This is a genomic window from Algoriphagus chordae (assembly GCF_003254055.1).
GTDB classification, from domain to species: Bacteria; Bacteroidota; Bacteroidia; order Cytophagales; family Cyclobacteriaceae; genus Algoriphagus; species Algoriphagus chordae.
Window position 1 is genome coordinate 95,905 of record NZ_QKZT01000004.1, and the last position, 16,616, is coordinate 112,520.

11 protein-coding genes are annotated in these 16,616 nt (G+C 40.0%); 8 read left to right on the forward strand and 3 right to left on the reverse strand.

Features of this window, described 5'->3' with window-relative positions:
* Together LV85_RS05780 and LV85_RS05785 are read left to right on the forward strand one after the other, a co-directional pair.
* Complete coding sequence (locus tag LV85_RS05780; RefSeq protein WP_111317252.1) at nucleotides 1–1,299, forward strand: DUF1015 domain-containing protein; 1,299 nt, start codon at nucleotides 1–3, stop codon at nucleotides 1,297–1,299.
* Complete coding sequence (locus LV85_RS05785; protein ID WP_111317253.1) at nucleotides 1,280–1,867, forward strand: Maf family nucleotide pyrophosphatase; 588 nt, start codon at nucleotides 1,280–1,282, stop codon at nucleotides 1,865–1,867. Before LV85_RS05780 ends, LV85_RS05785 begins: the two co-directional genes overlap by 20 nt.
* 112 nt (nucleotides 1,868–1,979) lie before the next feature.
* Here the strand turns inward: LV85_RS05785 and LV85_RS05790 are convergent, their stop codons facing one another.
* From LV85_RS05790 to sdaAB, 3 genes are read right to left on the reverse strand one after another with little or no spacing between them, the layout of a single operon-like run.
* Nucleotides 1,980–3,293, reverse strand: a complete 1,314-nt coding sequence (locus LV85_RS05790) for an efflux RND transporter periplasmic adaptor subunit (protein ID WP_111317254.1) — start codon at nucleotides 3,291–3,293, stop codon at nucleotides 1,980–1,982.
* A 3-nt stretch (nucleotides 3,294–3,296) separates the two neighbouring features.
* Nucleotides 3,297–4,646: a TolC family protein gene (locus tag LV85_RS05795; RefSeq protein ID WP_111317255.1), complete on the reverse strand. Its 1,350-nt coding sequence runs from the start codon at nucleotides 4,644–4,646 to the stop codon at nucleotides 3,297–3,299.
* 7 nt (nucleotides 4,647–4,653) lie between these two features.
* On the reverse strand, nucleotides 4,654–5,331 hold the full coding sequence (gene sdaAB / locus LV85_RS05800) for an L-serine ammonia-lyase, iron-sulfur-dependent subunit beta (RefSeq protein WP_111317256.1): 678 nt from the start codon (nucleotides 5,329–5,331) through the stop codon (nucleotides 4,654–4,656).
* 155 nt (nucleotides 5,332–5,486) lie between these two features.
* Between sdaAB and LV85_RS05805 the strand changes: the two genes are divergently transcribed.
* The 6 genes from LV85_RS05805 to LV85_RS05830 all read left to right on the forward strand — a co-directional run bounded on the left by LV85_RS05805 (nucleotide 5,487) and on the right by LV85_RS05830 (nucleotide 16,304).
* Nucleotides 5,487–6,311 carry an aminotransferase class IV gene (locus LV85_RS05805; protein ID WP_111317257.1) on the forward strand — a complete coding sequence of 275 codons (825 nt, stop codon included), beginning with the start codon at nucleotides 5,487–5,489 and terminating at the stop codon, nucleotides 6,309–6,311.
* A gap of 119 nt (nucleotides 6,312–6,430) precedes the next feature.
* Nucleotides 6,431–8,074: a sodium/sugar symporter gene (locus tag LV85_RS05810; protein ID WP_111317258.1), complete on the forward strand. Its 1,644-nt coding sequence runs from the start codon at nucleotides 6,431–6,433 to the stop codon at nucleotides 8,072–8,074.
* 10 nt (nucleotides 8,075–8,084) lie between these two features.
* The gene (locus LV85_RS05815; RefSeq protein WP_111317259.1) at nucleotides 8,085–9,584 is read left to right on the forward strand and encodes a xylulokinase; all 1,500 of its coding nucleotides are present in this window, start codon (nucleotides 8,085–8,087) and stop codon (nucleotides 9,582–9,584) included.
* A gap of 45 nt (nucleotides 9,585–9,629) precedes the next feature.
* Nucleotides 9,630–10,943, forward strand: a complete 1,314-nt coding sequence (gene xylA / locus LV85_RS05820) for a xylose isomerase (protein ID WP_111317260.1) — start codon at nucleotides 9,630–9,632, stop codon at nucleotides 10,941–10,943.
* A 151-nt stretch (nucleotides 10,944–11,094) separates the two neighbouring features.
* The gene (locus tag LV85_RS05825) at nucleotides 11,095–15,192 is read left to right on the forward strand and encodes a hybrid sensor histidine kinase/response regulator transcription factor (protein WP_111317261.1); all 4,098 of its coding nucleotides are present in this window, start codon (nucleotides 11,095–11,097) and stop codon (nucleotides 15,190–15,192) included.
* 107 nt (nucleotides 15,193–15,299) lie between these two features.
* A complete protein-coding gene (locus LV85_RS05830) occupies nucleotides 15,300–16,304 on the forward strand; it encodes a glycoside hydrolase family 5 protein (protein ID WP_111317262.1) in 1,005 nt (334 codons plus the stop codon).
* Nucleotides 16,305–16,616 lie beyond the last annotated feature (312 nt).

A 16,616-nucleotide genomic window follows, 5' to 3' on the forward strand; every position in this document is an offset into this window, starting at 1 on the left:
ATGGCTGAGATAATACCACTAAAAGCTTGGCGATATGCTGAAGCTTTGACTCCCAAAATGGAGGAATTGACTGCACCACTTTTCGATGTGGTTTCGGAGCGACAGCGACTGCTACTTTATGAGAATCCATTGAACAGCATCCATCTATCCGTTCCGATGGGAGAGAATCCTGCTCAAAATGCCTTGGCAACTCTCAACAAATGGAAATCTGAAGGCATCATTCAGCAGGATAAGCAACCTGGTATCTATGTGTATTATCAATATTTCCGACTTCCTGGGGAACATGATGAGCGCTGTAGAAAAGGATTTATCGCACAGATTAAAGCTTATGAATGGAGTGATGAGGTTATTTTGAGACATGAGAATACCATTGTCTCTTCTGTGAATGATAGAATTGAGCTTTTGCAAACCTCTCAGATGCAGGCTAGTCCAACGCATGGGTTATATGTGGATACCGAAGAATTGCTAGAAAAATATATGGATGAAGCCATCGCTGAGCCGCTATATGAACTGGAAGATTATCAGGGAGTAAGGGAAGTGATGGGCTTGATTCAGGATCCAGACATCATCAGCAGGTTTCTAGAAGTTTTGAAAGACAAGCAGGTAATCTTGGCTGACGGACATCACCGACTCGAGGGAGCAATTGAATATCGTAAGTCAATGCATGGACAATTGCCAGACACGAGATGGAAGGGACATGATTATCATCTGATGTATTTGACTAATACCTTTGGGAATCACTTGAAAATCCTTCCTACTCATCGCCTGTTTTATGGACTAGAACTCTCGCGGGAAGTGCTGCTAGAAAAGATCAGAGAATGGTTTGAGGTGAAAAAATTTGCTGATCCTGAAGAATTAGGTGGCTACGCTTTCCATAAACCTCATACCTTTGGATTAGTAATGGGAGAGGAGAGCTATATGCTTGAATTGAAAGTAGGGAAGTTTGATCAGATCAATCTGCACCTACCTGAAAGTATCAGGCAACTGGATCTGGCAATTCTTCACGAACTGCTATTTGCAAGGATTCTAGGCATAGCGATACCTGATCAAAGGAACTCGGATCAGCTTGTCTATGAACGTAATTTCTCAAGATGCTTGCAGGAAGTACGTTCTGGAAAGGCAAGTTTTGCTGTCATTACTCGAGAATTAGAGATGAAACAAGTATTAGAAGTATGTAGAAGTGGACATTTGATGCCACAGAAATCTACCTATTTCTATCCTAAAGCGCTGGGTGGATTACTTTTCGCCAGCATTAAACAAGATGAATTTGAATTCGACTATGAAGCCTTTTTTAAGTAAGCTGAGCGATAAGAACATTATACTCGCTTCTAATTCCCCAAGGCGTCAAGAGTTATTGAAGGGCTTAGAGGTGGAGTTTGAGGTAAGAGTCAATTCGGTGGATGAAACTATTCCCAAAGATATTCAGGCGGAATATGTAGCGGCTTACCTTTCCAAACTGAAGTCTGAGGCTTTTGTAGATGAACTTTCAGAAAATGATATTCTTATTACTTCAGATACTGTGGTAATAGCCGATGGCCATGTCTTAGGGAAACCTAATACAGAAGATGAAGCTTTTGATATGCTCAAGAGTCTATCTGGTTCTACTCATACCGTGATGACGGCTGTTACTTTTAGAGATAAGACTAAGCAAATCACGCTGGAGGATGAGACTATCGTAACCTTTAGATTTCTGGAAGAGGAGGAAATCTGGCACTACATTCATCAATACAACCCCATGGATAAGGCCGGAGCATATGGTATTCAGGAATGGATTGGTTTTATGGGCGTAGAAAAGATCGAAGGTTCCTACTATAATGTGATGGGTTTTCCATTACATCTAGTCTATGCTCAGCTGAAAAAATGGTGAGCTTAGCTTCAAGTCTTTAGCCAAAAAAGCCCTGTGAAATTAAATTCACAGGGCTTTTTTGGTATGCGTAATTAGGAAGAATTAAGTTCGAAAGAACTTTCGCACTTAGCTATTAATCCTTTTTGACGGCTATGATTTTGCCTTCTACCGGCGCTATTTTATCTCCTTCTTTCAATTCCTTACTTACGATGAAGTAAGGGCCTGAGATGATTTGCTCACCTTCAGTCAGTCCTTCCAATACTTCAATATTTTGGAAGTCAGAAATACCTGTTGTGATTTCCTTCAATTTGGCAACTCCACCATCATTCACAAATACCAATTCTTTGGCGCGGGTCGCACCTGCTACCAAGGTATCTCGCTTGTGCTCTCTGGTCGTTACAGCTGCTAGAGGAACTGAAAGAGCGTTGTTTTTAGAATTCGTGATAACTTCAACAGAAGCAGTCATTCCAGGTCGGAAAGGGTATTTCTTTCCTTCATCTACCAAGTCTTGGTATGAATCATTTAAGATCCTGATTTTCACCTTGAATTCTGTAACTGCATCTGCTGATGCTTTTACGTTGGCTGTATTGGCAATACTAGTTACTACTCCTTTAAATGTCTTTCCTGTGTAAGCATAAGAATCAACATCAATAATAGAAGTGTCACCCAAACTCAATCTTACGATATCATTTTCGTTTACATCCACTCTTACTTCCATTTTAGAAAGATCAGCGATAGTCAACATTTCTGTACCTGCCATTTGCTGAGTTCCCACCACTCGTTCTCCTTGCTCTACCAAGAGGTTGGATACTATTCCATTTACTGGAGAATATACATTGGTCAATCTCAAGTTTTCAGAGGCTTCATCTACAGATGCTTGCGAGCTTTTCACTACAAATTCAGAGGCACGAACACTTTGTTTTGCTGCTTCCAAATCCTTCTCAGCAGTAATGTAAGTAGACTGTGCTTGCTCGTAATCTGCCTCAGAAATGGCTTTTTGCTCATAAAGACTTTTTTGTCTATTGTAGTTTTGCTGAGCCTGCGTGAATTGAGCCTCAGATCTCTGCAATGCTGCACGAGATTGTGACAAATTAGCTTCCTGCTGATTGAAGTTTGCTTTGGTTCTATCCAATGCAGAGATAAAGTTGTCTGGTCTGATTTTCACCAACAGCATACCTGCGGCGACAGAATCACCTTCTTGTACATGCAAAGCAATAATTTCACCAGCTACATCTGGACTTAGATTTACTTCTACTTCAGGTTGAATCTCACCCGATGCACTTACTTTTTCTATAATTGATACCTTTTTTACGGTAGCGACCTCTACTTGAGTTTCTTTGTCACCGCCTACCCATCCAGCATTTCGAGCGATTACTGCAAAAATGATTAGGACTACAATTCCTCCTAGGAGGTAGTACAATAGCTTATTTGATTTCTTATTGGCCATGGTTTAGTTAAGATTAATTGGATTACCCAGGTAAAAATCGAGAACTTTTACTCTGAAAATATATGTGTATTTGGCATTAAGTAAATCTGCCTGTGCGTTGAAAAGGTTGTTTTGTGCAACTTGAAAATCTACTGAATTGATTGCTCCGAGGTCAAATTGCTGCTGTGCTATTCTGAAAGACTCTTGCAAACTTGTTACTTGAACTGTAGATGCTTCATAAGTTAGCTGTGATGCTAATGCAGAATTATAGGCAGTTTCGATATCATTTCTTAGTTGATTCTCTGCCTCCAAAGCAGCAACTTCAGAAATTCTGTACTGTACTCTTGCACGTTGTACACCAGCCTTATTGCTCAATCTAGAAAATAGAGGAATGTTCAAAGATAAACTTACTGCCTCTGAAAGGTTATTTTCAATCTGTGTACCGAAGCTGGGTCTTTCAGTTCCATAAACTTGATCTACGTAATTGGAGAAAATATTTGCTCCAACTCCTAGAGTAGGGTAGTAACCTGCCTTAGCAAGTTTCACTCCATATTCAGCGCTTTCTATATTTGCTTGAGCAGCTTTGATCTCAGGCATAGTTTCCAATGCCGTCATGTAGATAGCTTTCGGGGTTTCTGTGGCCATTAGTGATTCGTTGATTTCGAATTCAGGCTCAATCACAGAGAACTCTGGAGTATAAGGAATCTGCAATGCTTGGGCTAGGTTTAGCTTAGCAATATTGTAATTGTTTTTGGCATTGATCAGATTCACTTCATTCGTAGCATTTTGAGCTTGTATATCTAATTGATCAGAAAAAGCCAAGGAGCCAGCATCCACCAATTTGGTAGTTCTGATCAGTTGATCTTTGGTAGTTGATAATTGATTTTCAGCCACATTTACCTGCTCCCTATTAAACACCACATTGATAAACAAATTAATGATGTTTAGGGTAATGTCATTTTTTGTTGCTTCAATATTGTGCAAACCTGCTTCCAAATTCACTTTGGATTGCTTAATAGAATTATTGATCTGGTTACCTGCAAATAAGGTAAGGTTGGAAGATGCCGATAGGTTAATGTTACCAATCCTTGCTGTTTCAAAAAGGTTGGTTACCGGGTTAATAGATCGACCCCATCTATAGCCAGAACTAGCCCCAGTAGTTAGATTAGGATATCGCTGTCCTTGATTTTGTAGAAGGGTAGCTTCATTGGAGAGTTGGTTTAGTTCACTTCTTTTCAGTGTTAGGTTGTTTTCCAACGCAATATTGACAGCTGTCTCTAGGTCGAGAGGGCCTGAAGGAACAACTGTTTCTTGTGCAAAAGTTGAAAAACCAATCCCAGCAGCTAATGTAAAGCTTAGTAGGAATTTTTTCATAGTGTAGTTAAAGGTCAATGTCTGGTATATATATTAATTCGGAAATCCAGGATAAGGATTTTAGGTATTCTATAGTGATGTCCCTGATTCCAGAGTCCATTTCTATCACGTGACAAGCTAGGTCGTGTTTGCCTTTCCTTGAGACAGACATGGTGGCGATATTGGCTTTGGACTGAGCGAGTACAGCGGAAATAAAGGCAATAGCTCCAGAGATATCCTCTGCTTTGATAATTAAGGTGTGGTCAGCAGCTGAGAAATTTGCTACAAAACCATCTACTTCTGAGATGTTGATTACGCCTCCACCTAAACTTTCTCCTACGACCTCTACCGTTCTTTCTCCTTTTTTGAGATTAAGCTTAATGGTATTTGGATGGTGAATAGAGGAATTAGCAATAGATTTAAACTGGAAGTTGAATCCCTTTTCCTTGGCAATATCAAGTGCTGTTTTGATGTTGGGATCATCTGTTTTGAAATCCATCAATCCACCAACTATTGCTCGATCACTTCCGTGCCCTTCGTAAGTTCTGGCAAAGGAATTATAAAAGGTGATAACAGCTTCGTCAGGTATGCCACCCAAAACACGAACAGCGGCTCTTGCGATTCGTACAACTCCTGCAGTATGGGAAGAAGATGGGCCGATCATAATGGGTCCAATCATATCAAAAACACTACTTTTATTTGCCATCTGGGTTTAATATTCCAATTTTGATGCTAAGGTAAAATCGTTCTTACGATTTCATGCAAAAATTCTTATTTATTGTATTGAATGCGATTTAAATGGTGACATGTTTAGATAGTTTAACATCATCTACATTCTACAAAATTGATATTTGACCGATTATGAACAGTATAATGACCGAAATCGAAACAATCTATCAAAAATCCTCTCCTAGCGAAACTTGGTTCTGCGAAGATACAATAAAGTTGCCAAACCGTGCCAGTAGCTATGGTGACGGTTTGTTTGAGACTATGGTCTGGGATCAGGATCATATACGTTTTTTTGACAAGCATCTCCTGAGGCTAAGCGGGGGAATGGAGCTGCTAGGCTTGGATTTTTCGATGATTAATTCAAATGAACTCATTTCCCTATTAGCAAGTAAATTCCCTAAAGAACGCAAGCGAATTAGATGGTCCGTGTTTCGTGCTGGTGCTGGAAAATATACCCCAGAGGAATCTGATCTAATCCAAGTTTTGCAAATAGCAGAGGCTACTCTTGTGAGTCCTATTAAAAAGCATGTAGCTGTCTCCAAAAATGTACAGCTGTATCCTAGTTTATGGTCTCAATTTAAGACTCTCAATGCTATGCCTTATATACTGGCTAATAAAGAGAAAAAGGAAAGAGGCTTGGATGAACTTATTCTGCTGGATCATCGAGGTTATATATCTGAAGCCAGTATTGCTAATATTTTTTGGATTAAGTCAGGTGAATATTTCACGCCTTCTCTAAGCTGTGGATGTATCAATGGCATAAGTCGGCAGGTCTTGATAGACTATTTAGATTCAAAAAATATTCCTATTCATATAGGAGAGTTTAAACTAGAAGAATTGGTGAATTCGGAGCAGGTTTTTGTCACTAACTCATCGGGTGTCAGTTATTTAGAAAATTACCAGGATAAGAAATTTTCAATTGTGCCAATTGCATTTTTAAAAGAATTGTTTAATTGAACTAGAAATAGCGAGTTATTTTTACGGACGTTATCTTGAAAATATTATCTTTATCGGGCTATTCTAACAAGATTAGTCGATTACCCAAACTAACTGCCCAAAACCTAACCTAACAATTTATGCTTTTAGAACCTTTAGACTTAGCTGTATTTATTGGCTATTGTCTGCTCATCGTCGGAATGGGCTTATTTGTGTCCCGAGAGAAAAAAGGACACATCAAAGATTCCTCAGATTATTTTCTTGCCTCAAAAGCACTTCCATGGTGGGCTGTAGGAGCATCATTAATTGCATCCAATATTTCAGCAGAGCAATTTATAGGGATGTCAGGTTCTGGCTTTGCGCTCGGACTTGCGATCTCTACCTATGAGTGGATGGCAGCTATCACCTTACTAGTGGTAGCCATATTTTTCTTACCCGTCTATATCAAAAAGGGGATCTATACCATGCCTGGTTTTTTGGCAGATAGATATGATTCACGTGTAAGAACCACAATGGCCGTATTCTGGCTGTTACTTTATGTATTCGTGAACTTGACTTCAGTATTGTACTTAGGTGCCTTGAGTCTAAATACCATTATGGGTATTCCGCTAGGATATGGCATTGCAGGATTGGCCGCTTTCGCCATGCTTTATTCTATTTATGGAGGTTTGAAAGCGGTGGCTTGGACTGATGTGATCCAGGTGGTATTCCTTATAGCAGGTGGTTTGGCCACTACTTATATCGCATTGCAGATGGTAGGTAGTGGAGATGCGTGGGAAGGATTGGGATTATTGAGAAGAGAAGTTCCAGGACACTTCTCGATGATTTTATCCAAAGGTGAAATGATGATTCCGGATGGATCTGGTGGTACTCGTGATGCTTACTTGGATCTTCCAGGTATCTCAGTATTAGTTGGAGGTATGTGGATCACAAACTTGAGTTACTGGGGTTTCAACCAATACATCACCCAACGTGCCTTGGCTGCCAAAAGCCTAGATGAAGCGCAGAAAGGGATGATTTTCGCAGGTTTCTTGAAATTGTTGATGCCTTTGATCGTAGTAATTCCAGGTATTGCAGCTTATGTGATCGTCACCAATGGAATAGATACAAGCTTTATTGATTCTATGAAGGACCCCGTCACTGGACTGATCAAATCCGACAGAGCTTATCCTACATTGTTACATTTACTTCCAGTAGGCTTGAAAGGACTTGCTTTTGCAGCATTAACTGCAGCGATAGTGTCATCCTTAGCATCGATGGCAAATAGTACTTCTACTATTTTCACCATGGATATTTTCAATAAGCACTTTGATAAGAATGCCAGCCAGACGAAGCAGGTAAGAGTAGGTAGAATTACCGCAGTACTTGCATTTGTTATTGCATCAGTAGTAGCTCCAGCGCTTGGCCAGCTGGATCAGGCATTTCAGTTTATACAGGAATATACAGGATTCATTAGTCCAGGAGTATTTGCTATTTTCTTCTTTGGCGTATTCTGGAAGAAGACCACTTCAAACGCTGCTCTGACTGGTGCGGCATTGAGTATTCCGCTTTCTGTAGTATTGAAAATTATTTTCCCGGCACTGCCATTCATTGATAGAATGGGAGTTGTTTTCTTGATTCTTGCAGCTTTGATGATTATTATTTCTTTGGTAGAAGGCAAAGGAAAAGATCATCCAAACAGCATAGAAATAAACAAGGAACTATTCAGTACGAGTACCACATTTAAAATCGGTGCTATTCTAATTACAGGAATTACTGCCGCACTTTATATCGTATTCTGGTAAATCAAATTAAATGAGACGTTTATTATTAGGAATTGATATAGGAAGTTCATCCGTCAAAACCTCCTTACTTGATGCAGATTCAGGTAAGTCTATTTTATCAAAGGCATTTCCCGAGGAGGAAATGATCATAGATTCTCCCGAAAAGGGCTGGGCTGAGCAGGATCCAGAAATGTGGTGGAAGTATGTGCAACATTCTATCCGCTATGTACTGAACAAGACTGCGGTAAAGAAGGGTGAACTGAAAGGAATCGGTATTGCCTACCAAATGCATGGATTGGTGTTGGTCGATAAGGAGCAAAATGTTCTGAGACCATCTATTATATGGTGTGATAGCCGAGCAGTGGGCATAGGGGAAAAAGCATTCAGAGATCTTGGGGAAGAATATTGCCTCAAGAACTTATTGAATTCTCCTGGGAATTTCACTGCCTCCAAACTTCGCTGGGTGATTGAAAATGAACCTGCACTTGCTGCGAAAGTTCATAAGATGATGCTTCCGGGAGATTTTATTGCGATGAGATTGAGCGGTGAGATATGCACTTCCGAGACAGGATTGTCTGAAGGTATTTTCTGGGATTTTCAGAAAAACGGTTTGAGTGATCAGGTTTTAGATAACTATAAGATTTCCAAATCTTGGATTCCTGAGGTTGTCCCTTCTTATTCTATTCAGGGTCGTGTTTCCGCGATAGCTTCTGAAGTCACAGGTATAGAAGAAGGAGTTCCTATTTCATACCGGGCTGGTGATCAGCCTAATAATGCATTTTCACTTCAAGTGTTGAAGCCAGGTGAATTGGCAACTACTGCAGGTACCTCAGGTACGGTATATGGAGTTACGGATAAGCCACTTCACGACCCCTTATCTAGGGTAAATACTTTTGTCCATGTAAATCATACCGAGGAAAAGCCATCTTATGGAGTTTTACTTTGTGTTAATGGTACTGGTATTTTGAACAGTTGGTTGAAAAAAATCATGGGCGCTGCTCATATTGAATACAACGAAATGAACAACCTGGGAGGTTCTGCACCGATAGGATCAGAAGGGTTGACTTTCATTCCCTTTGGAAATGGAGCTGAACGTATATTGCAAAACCAGTATGTAGGAGCACATTTGCTTGGCTTGGATTTGCTCAAGCATGATAAGAAACATATGATTCGTGCAGCTCAAGAGGGAATTGTTTCTGCATTGACCTTTGGGTTCCGTATTATGCAGGATATGGGACTTGACCTCAATACTGTAAAAGCAGGCAAAGCTAATATGTTCTTGAGTCCTGTGTTCCGTAAGACTTTTGTTCACATGAACAAAGTAGTGCTGGAACTGTATGATACAGATGGAGCGCAGGGAGCTGCAAGAGGAGCTGGCATTGGAGCAGGGGTGTTTTCTACAGAGACAGAAGCATTTGAAGGCTTGGAATTGCTAGAAACTATTGAGCCTAATGAGCATTTCTTTGAGCCATATGAAGAAGTTTATTCCTATTGGAAAACTCAACTAGAGGCTATCCAAAAAATGAATTAATACTTGAATTTCAAACCTATAAATAACTAATAAACCAAAGTAAACATGTCAAAAACTTATTTTCCATCTATCGATAAAATCCCTTTCGAGGGTAAGGAAAGTGATAATCCTTTTGCTTTTAGATATTACGACGAGAATCGTCTAATCGCCGGTAAGACCATGAAGGAGCACTTCAAATTCTCTATTGCCTACTGGCATTCCTTCTGCGGTACTGGTGGAGATCCATTTGGGCCAGGTACCATCGTTCATCCTTGGGATGCAGCAGCGGATCCTATCCAGAGAGCCAAAGACAAAATGGATGCTGCTTTCGAATTCATCACCAAAATAGGAGCACCTTATTATTGCTTCCATGATATTGACTTGGTCGATGAAGGTCCAACTTTAGGTCACTATGAGAAAAACATGCATATCATCACTGATTATGCTAAGCAAAAGCAAGCTGAAACTGGAGTAAAACTTCTCTGGGGTACAGCTAATGTCTTTAGCCATCCAAGGTATATGAATGGTGCTTCCACCAATCCAGATATGAGTGTTGTGGCTAGGGCAGGAGCTCAGGTGAAAAATGCCATAGATGCTACCATCAAATTGGATGGAGAAAATTACGTGTTCTGGGGAGGTCGTGAAGGCTATATGTCTTTGCTCAATACAGATATGAAGCGTGAGACTGAGCACCTAGCTCAATTCCTGACTATGTCACGTGATTATGCTAGAAAGAACGGTTTCAAAGGAACATTCTTCATCGAACCTAAGCCAATGGAGCCTACCAAGCATCAGTATGATTACGATGCAGCTACGGTAATTGGATTCCTGAGACAGCATGGTTTGGACAAAGATTTCAAATTGAACATTGAAGTAAACCACGCTACCTTGGCTGGACATACCTTCCAGCACGAGCTTCAAGTATGTGCTGATGCAGGTCTGCTTGGAAGTATCGATGCGAATAGAGGTGACTATCAAAATGGCTGGGATACTGATCAGTTTGCGATGAACTTACAGGAAATGACTGAAGCAATGCTTGTGCTCCTGACTTCTTCAGGAATTCAAGGAGGAGGAGTAAACTTTGATGCTAAAATCAGAAGAAACTCCACAGACATGGATGACTTATTCCATGCACATATCGGTAGTATGGATGCATTTGCGAGAGGTATGTTGATCGCTCAGGATATTTTGGACAAGTCTGATTATTTGGAAAGAAGAAAGAATCGCTACGCGAGCTTTGATTCAGGTAAAGGCAAGTCATTTGAATCTGGGCAACTTACACTCGAAGATTTGAGAAACTATGCCGCTGAAGTAGGAGAGCCTATTCAGACCTCTGGTAAACAAGAGTACTTTGAAAATCTATTGAATAGATTTATCTAAGCATCTTTTATAAATTATTTTCAAAAGTCCGGTTGATCTTATTCAATCGGACTTTTTTAGTGAAAAACTTTCGATGAATTTGTAAAATATCTAGATGGGAATAAGATGTCTCCTTTAAATCTCATAATTTGGCATCTATAGTTGCTAGTGTATGAAAGGATATGTTGTTTGTGGAATAGCTTGTTTGTTGATGCTTTGGTCTGGGACAGTGGTCGCCCAAAGCGAAGTAGAAAAGCTGGTTTTCCGAAATTTGGATGAAAGTCTAGGTTTATCCAATTCCAATATCCTGAGTATAATCAGAGATGCTGATGGAATGATGTGGTATGGTACAGCCTATGGTTTGTATCGATACGATGGCACGAGAACAAAGATTTTTTTAAATACGAAAGACTCCACTTCTATTTCTCATAATGATATCCAGAAGATGTTTGTTGGCCCAAAAGATGAGCTTTGGGTGAAAAGCGTAAATGGAGTTTTTGATATCTATAATCCTGAAGAAAATCACTTTTCAAGAGGTGTAACAGTTTTTTCTTCCACTTACCACTTAGCTTCAGATTCAGTAGGTATGCTGATGAAGGACCGCCAGAATAGGTTTTGGTTTACCCATCCTGCCAAGGGTATCAGCATCTATGATGAGTCTACTGGAGAAACAGCTTATGTCAAAAAAAATGAAGAGAAGGGTAGTCTGACTTCTAACCAGGTAGTAGCTATTTCCGAAGCACCAGATGGATTGATATGGGTTGTTCACAGTTCTGGAGCAATCGATCTATTGGATCCAAATCGCTTGATTGTAACCATGACCTTGAGGCTTCCTAAGGATGAAATTCCAGTAGCTGCTTCATATGAGATCATGATTGATTCAGATGGAGATGCCTGGATCATAGACCCAGAGCGAGATTTGGGCGTTTTTTTCATAGATGGTTATACGCACGAGATTGAAGTCAATCAAGAAGAGCGAGGACAGTTTCGGTTAAATAATAATATGGTCAAAACCATTATTGAAGCCAAGAAGGGACAAATATGGCTAGGTACTGACCATGGAGGGATAAATGTTCTTGATAAAAATACGGGTAGCGTCAAATACCTGAATGGTGAAAATGTTCAGGATAATTCTATGCCTCATAATGTGGTCTATTCCTTATACAAAGACAATGAAGACATTATTTGGGTAGGCACTCATAAGAAAGGTGTGGCTTATTATCATCAGGGTTTGCTGCGTTTTTCTCATGTACGCAAAAATTTTTCTGACATTAATTCACTTCCATTCAATGACGTTAATGCATTTGCTGAGGATAGTTTAGGCAACTTATACATAGGCACTAATGGAGGGGGACTTTACTACCATAATAGAAAAACGAATACCTATAAACATTATAAGCACAATCCAGACACTAAGAATAGTCTAACTGGCGATGTCATCGTAGACTTGATGATTGATCATGATGGTATATTATGGATAGGTACCTATTTGAATGGTTTGGGAAGCTTTAATGGCAAGGATTTTAAGAATTACCATTATCAACCAGAGGATGTGTCAGGTATCCCAGGCCCTAGTATTTGGAAGCTTTTTGAGGATAGTACAGGCAAAATCTGGATAGGCACATTAAGATCTGGGATTTCTATGCTAGATGTAGATAGAAAGGTTTTTCATAATTACCCTGCTGGAAGTCCTCCATTTTTCACCAACAACCAGTACATCACTGGCTTCGCAGAGGATAAAGCTGGGAATATTTGGGTTTCTGGAGGATCTGGCCTGAATATGTTGAATTACGAAACTGGTCAACACGCATTTTATTCGGAGAGTCAGAGTAATGGTCTTTTAAATTCGAATACCACTGATTTGTTTATGGATTCAAATGGAATATTGTGGGTGACAGCTTTGGATGGCCTATACTATTTCAATACCACTGATAGCTCATTTGTGCATTATGGTGAAGCTGAAGGATTGCCTACATCATATCTTGTTGATTTGGTGGAAGATGATGCGAGTAATCTGTGGATTAGCTCCCAGATGGGTTTGAGTTATGCTGAGATTAATAGAGATGTAAATCCTTTCTCTATTACGTTTCAGAATTTTGATCAGAAGGATGGACTTCAGGCGGCTTTATTTAATAAAAATGCTGCTCTCAAAACGAGTAAAAATGAATTCATCTTCGGTGGACCTAATGGCTATAATATATTCAAAACCGAAAATTTCGCCTTTGAAAGAAACAATCCAAAAGTAGTCTTCACAGATTTCCAGCTTTTCAATGAGGACGTCAATGTAGGAGATGAGTTAAGTAATAGAATACTCCTGCCCAAGGCTTTAGAAAAAATGGATCAGCTTGTGCTTAAGCATGATGAAAATATTTTCTCAATTGGTTTCTCTGCCTTGAACTTTCTTTACCCAGAAAAAAACAAGTATCGCTATAAGTTGCTGGGCTTCAATGACGACTGGATATATCTAAATGATGATCTGGCAAAAGTGACCTTCACTAACCTTGATCCAGGGAATTACACCTTGGTAGTGCAGCCTGGGACGGTTTTGGATGGCTGGAGTTTGTATGAATACAAATTGGATATTAAGATTCTAGCTCCTTTTTGGAAGACTCCAATTGCCTATTTCCTATACCTGATTGCAGTTCTAGCCATCATATTCTATTTCAGGCATCAGATGTTGACTAGACAAAGAGAGAATTTTGATAGAGAGCAGGCTCTTCGTGAATCAAAGCGGGTACAGGAATTGGACAGGCTTAAAACCAAGTTCTTCACCAATCTAAGTCACGAATTCAGAACGCCTCTTTCCTTGATTTTAACGCCTACCGAGCACCTGATTTCTGAGACCGAAAACACAGGCTTATTAAGTCAATACAAGATCATTCAGCGAAATGCCAGACGCTTACTCAAGTTGATTAACCAATTGCTAGATGTGAAAAACATAGAAAATGGAGGTTTGGCATTCCATCCTTCAGAAGGCGATGTGGTACAATTCATCAAGGACTGTGTGGCAGACTTCCATGAGCTATCCGAAAACAAGCATATTCACCTGAACTTCGAAACAAATACCCATGGGCAGCAGGCGATTTTTGATCCTGACAAGTTGGAGAAAGTCCTGTTCAATTTGCTATCCAATGCCTTCAAATTCACTCAGGAGGATGGTGCAATCACAGTTGCATTAGAGCTACAGCAGGAAAATGAGGAGAATGGCATTTTGATTCTTTCTGTATCCGATACTGGCGTTGGGATCTCTAAGGAAGACCAAGAGAATATCTTCGAAAGATTTTATACCACAGAAGGACATAAACAGCAGTTGAATCAGGGTAGTGGCATTGGCTTGTCTTTGGTTCAGGATTTTGCACGAACGATGAAAGGAGAGATCAGGGTAGAATCTGAGCCAGGTATGGGTTCAGTTTTTAGTTTGATTATACCATTGGTGTTGATTATTCCGGATGATTGGGAGGAAGAGGATGAAGTCGTTGTCAATGAAGGCGGAGATTTGAAAGAAGTGATTCTTCTCGCTGAGGATCATGTGGAATTCAGAAATTATTTAAAGGACTGTCTTTCCAAAAATTACCAGGTTCTTACGGCTAATAATGGGTTACAAGGTTGGGAACTAGCACAGCAGCATATACCAGACTTGATTATTTCTGATTTCATGATGCCCCAAATGGACGGAAAGGAATTTTGTCAGAAGGTGAAAGGTGATATTAAAACTTCCCACATTCCAGTAATCTTGCTTACCGCCAAAAAGTCCGAAGAAACGATGGTTCAGAGTTTGGATTCTGGCTGTAACCTTTATCTCACAAAGCCATTCAATCTTGAGATTTTGCAACTTAACGTCAAGAATCTCTTGCGTGAGCGAAACCTGATCCAAGAGCAAAATCGTAACAAAATTCAAATAAACGCTTCGGAAGTGAAGGTGACATCCCTTGACGATCAGTTGATTCAGAAAGCAGTGGCAGTTGTGGAGAAGTACATGGAAGACCCTCAGTTGTCAGTAGAATTTCTGAGTAAGGAATTGGGGATGAGTAGAGTTCATTTGTACAAAAAACTCCAGTCCATCACAGGAAAAAGCCCGATTGAATTTATTCGCCTCATCAGATTGAAACGAGCGTCTCAGCTATTGGCAAAAAGCCAGTTGAATATCTCAGAGATTGCCTATATGGTGGGCTATAATAACGCAAAGTATTTCGCGAAACACTTCAAAGCGGAATTCTCTATGCTTCCTTCAGAATATGCGGCAAAACAGCAGGAAATTGCTGCTGAGTAGATTTTTTATCTTTAGTTAACGATCATTACCCTAATCGGAAACAATTGATACCCAGGTTTGAAATTCTGTAGTTGTAAAATTGACAACTCAATTAACAAACCCACAGAATGAAAAGATTTTTAGTCATTGCATGCCTGCTATTAGTGTCATGTTCGGAAGCTTCTGCTCCCGATCCAATTGCCAATCCCCCTGTCGCAACACCAGATCCTGAGCCAGTTGGCGAAGTGAAGTACTTTGGACAGCTTAAAGTAACTGATGGAAAGTTGACAGACAGCGAAGGAACAGCTGTTATGCTTCGCGGAGTAAGCTTCGGCTGGCATAATTGGTGGCCTAGATTTTATAATACTTCTGCTGTCAAGTGGCTAAAAAACGACTGGAATGCCAACTTGGTAAGAGCAGCAATGGGAGTGGACCCAGCTGGTGCATATTTAGAAAATCCAGAATTCGCCATCGAGAAAATCAAAGCAGTAGTAGATGCCGCCATCGCTGAGAATATGTACGTGATCATAGACTGGCATAGTCATGACTTATATCCAGAACAAGCGAGGGAATTTTTTATAGAAATGGCGCAGACGTATGGAGATAGCCCACATGTGATTTATGAGCTTTTCAACGAACCAGATTATGAAACATGGGAAGAGGTGAAGGCATATAGTGAGGAGATCATCAAAGAAATCAGAAAGTACGATCCAGATAATTTGATTCTTGTTGGTTCTCCTACTTGGTCTCAGGATATACATCTGGTAGCTCAGAATCCCATTTTGAATCAGGAGAATATTATGTATGTTTTGCATTTCTATGCGGCTACGCATAAAGACTATTTGAGAGATAGAGCTGAGAAAGCTTTTCAGGCTGGACTTCCACTTTTCGTGACCGAGTGTGCAGGGATGGAAGCTACGGGAGATGGTCCTATTGATACCGCTTCTTGGAATGCTTGGTTGAGTTGGATGGAAAGTAGAAAAATCTCTTTTTCGGCTTGGTCCATTGCTGATAAGGATGAGACATGTTCTATGCTTTTGCCTGCGGCATCTTCTGAAGGAAACTGGACAGATTCTCAGATTAAGCCCTGGGGGGAAATTGTAAAAGGAGCACTTGAAAAGAATCTACAATAGTTAGTTAGTAAGCTTTTCGAAAATATTTCTTCTTTTTCAGGACTTTTCTCTTGATTTAAAAAGCGTTAAAACAGCCAAAAAACGATGTTTTCAAACGATTTCGTGTGGGTTAACATTTGATACCCCTATTAAAAACATTTGGATACCCTCTAGCGAGAATACTAAAACTACATTTATTCGGATCAAACCAATAAACCCAAAAACCTGATCCAATTCTTTTTTAGATTGTGTCTTTCTGACTTCAGTCGTCATCGAAAAAATAAGTTCGATGTTAAGAATGCTTCTCAGTTTTTGGTGTTTGAAGGAATGATT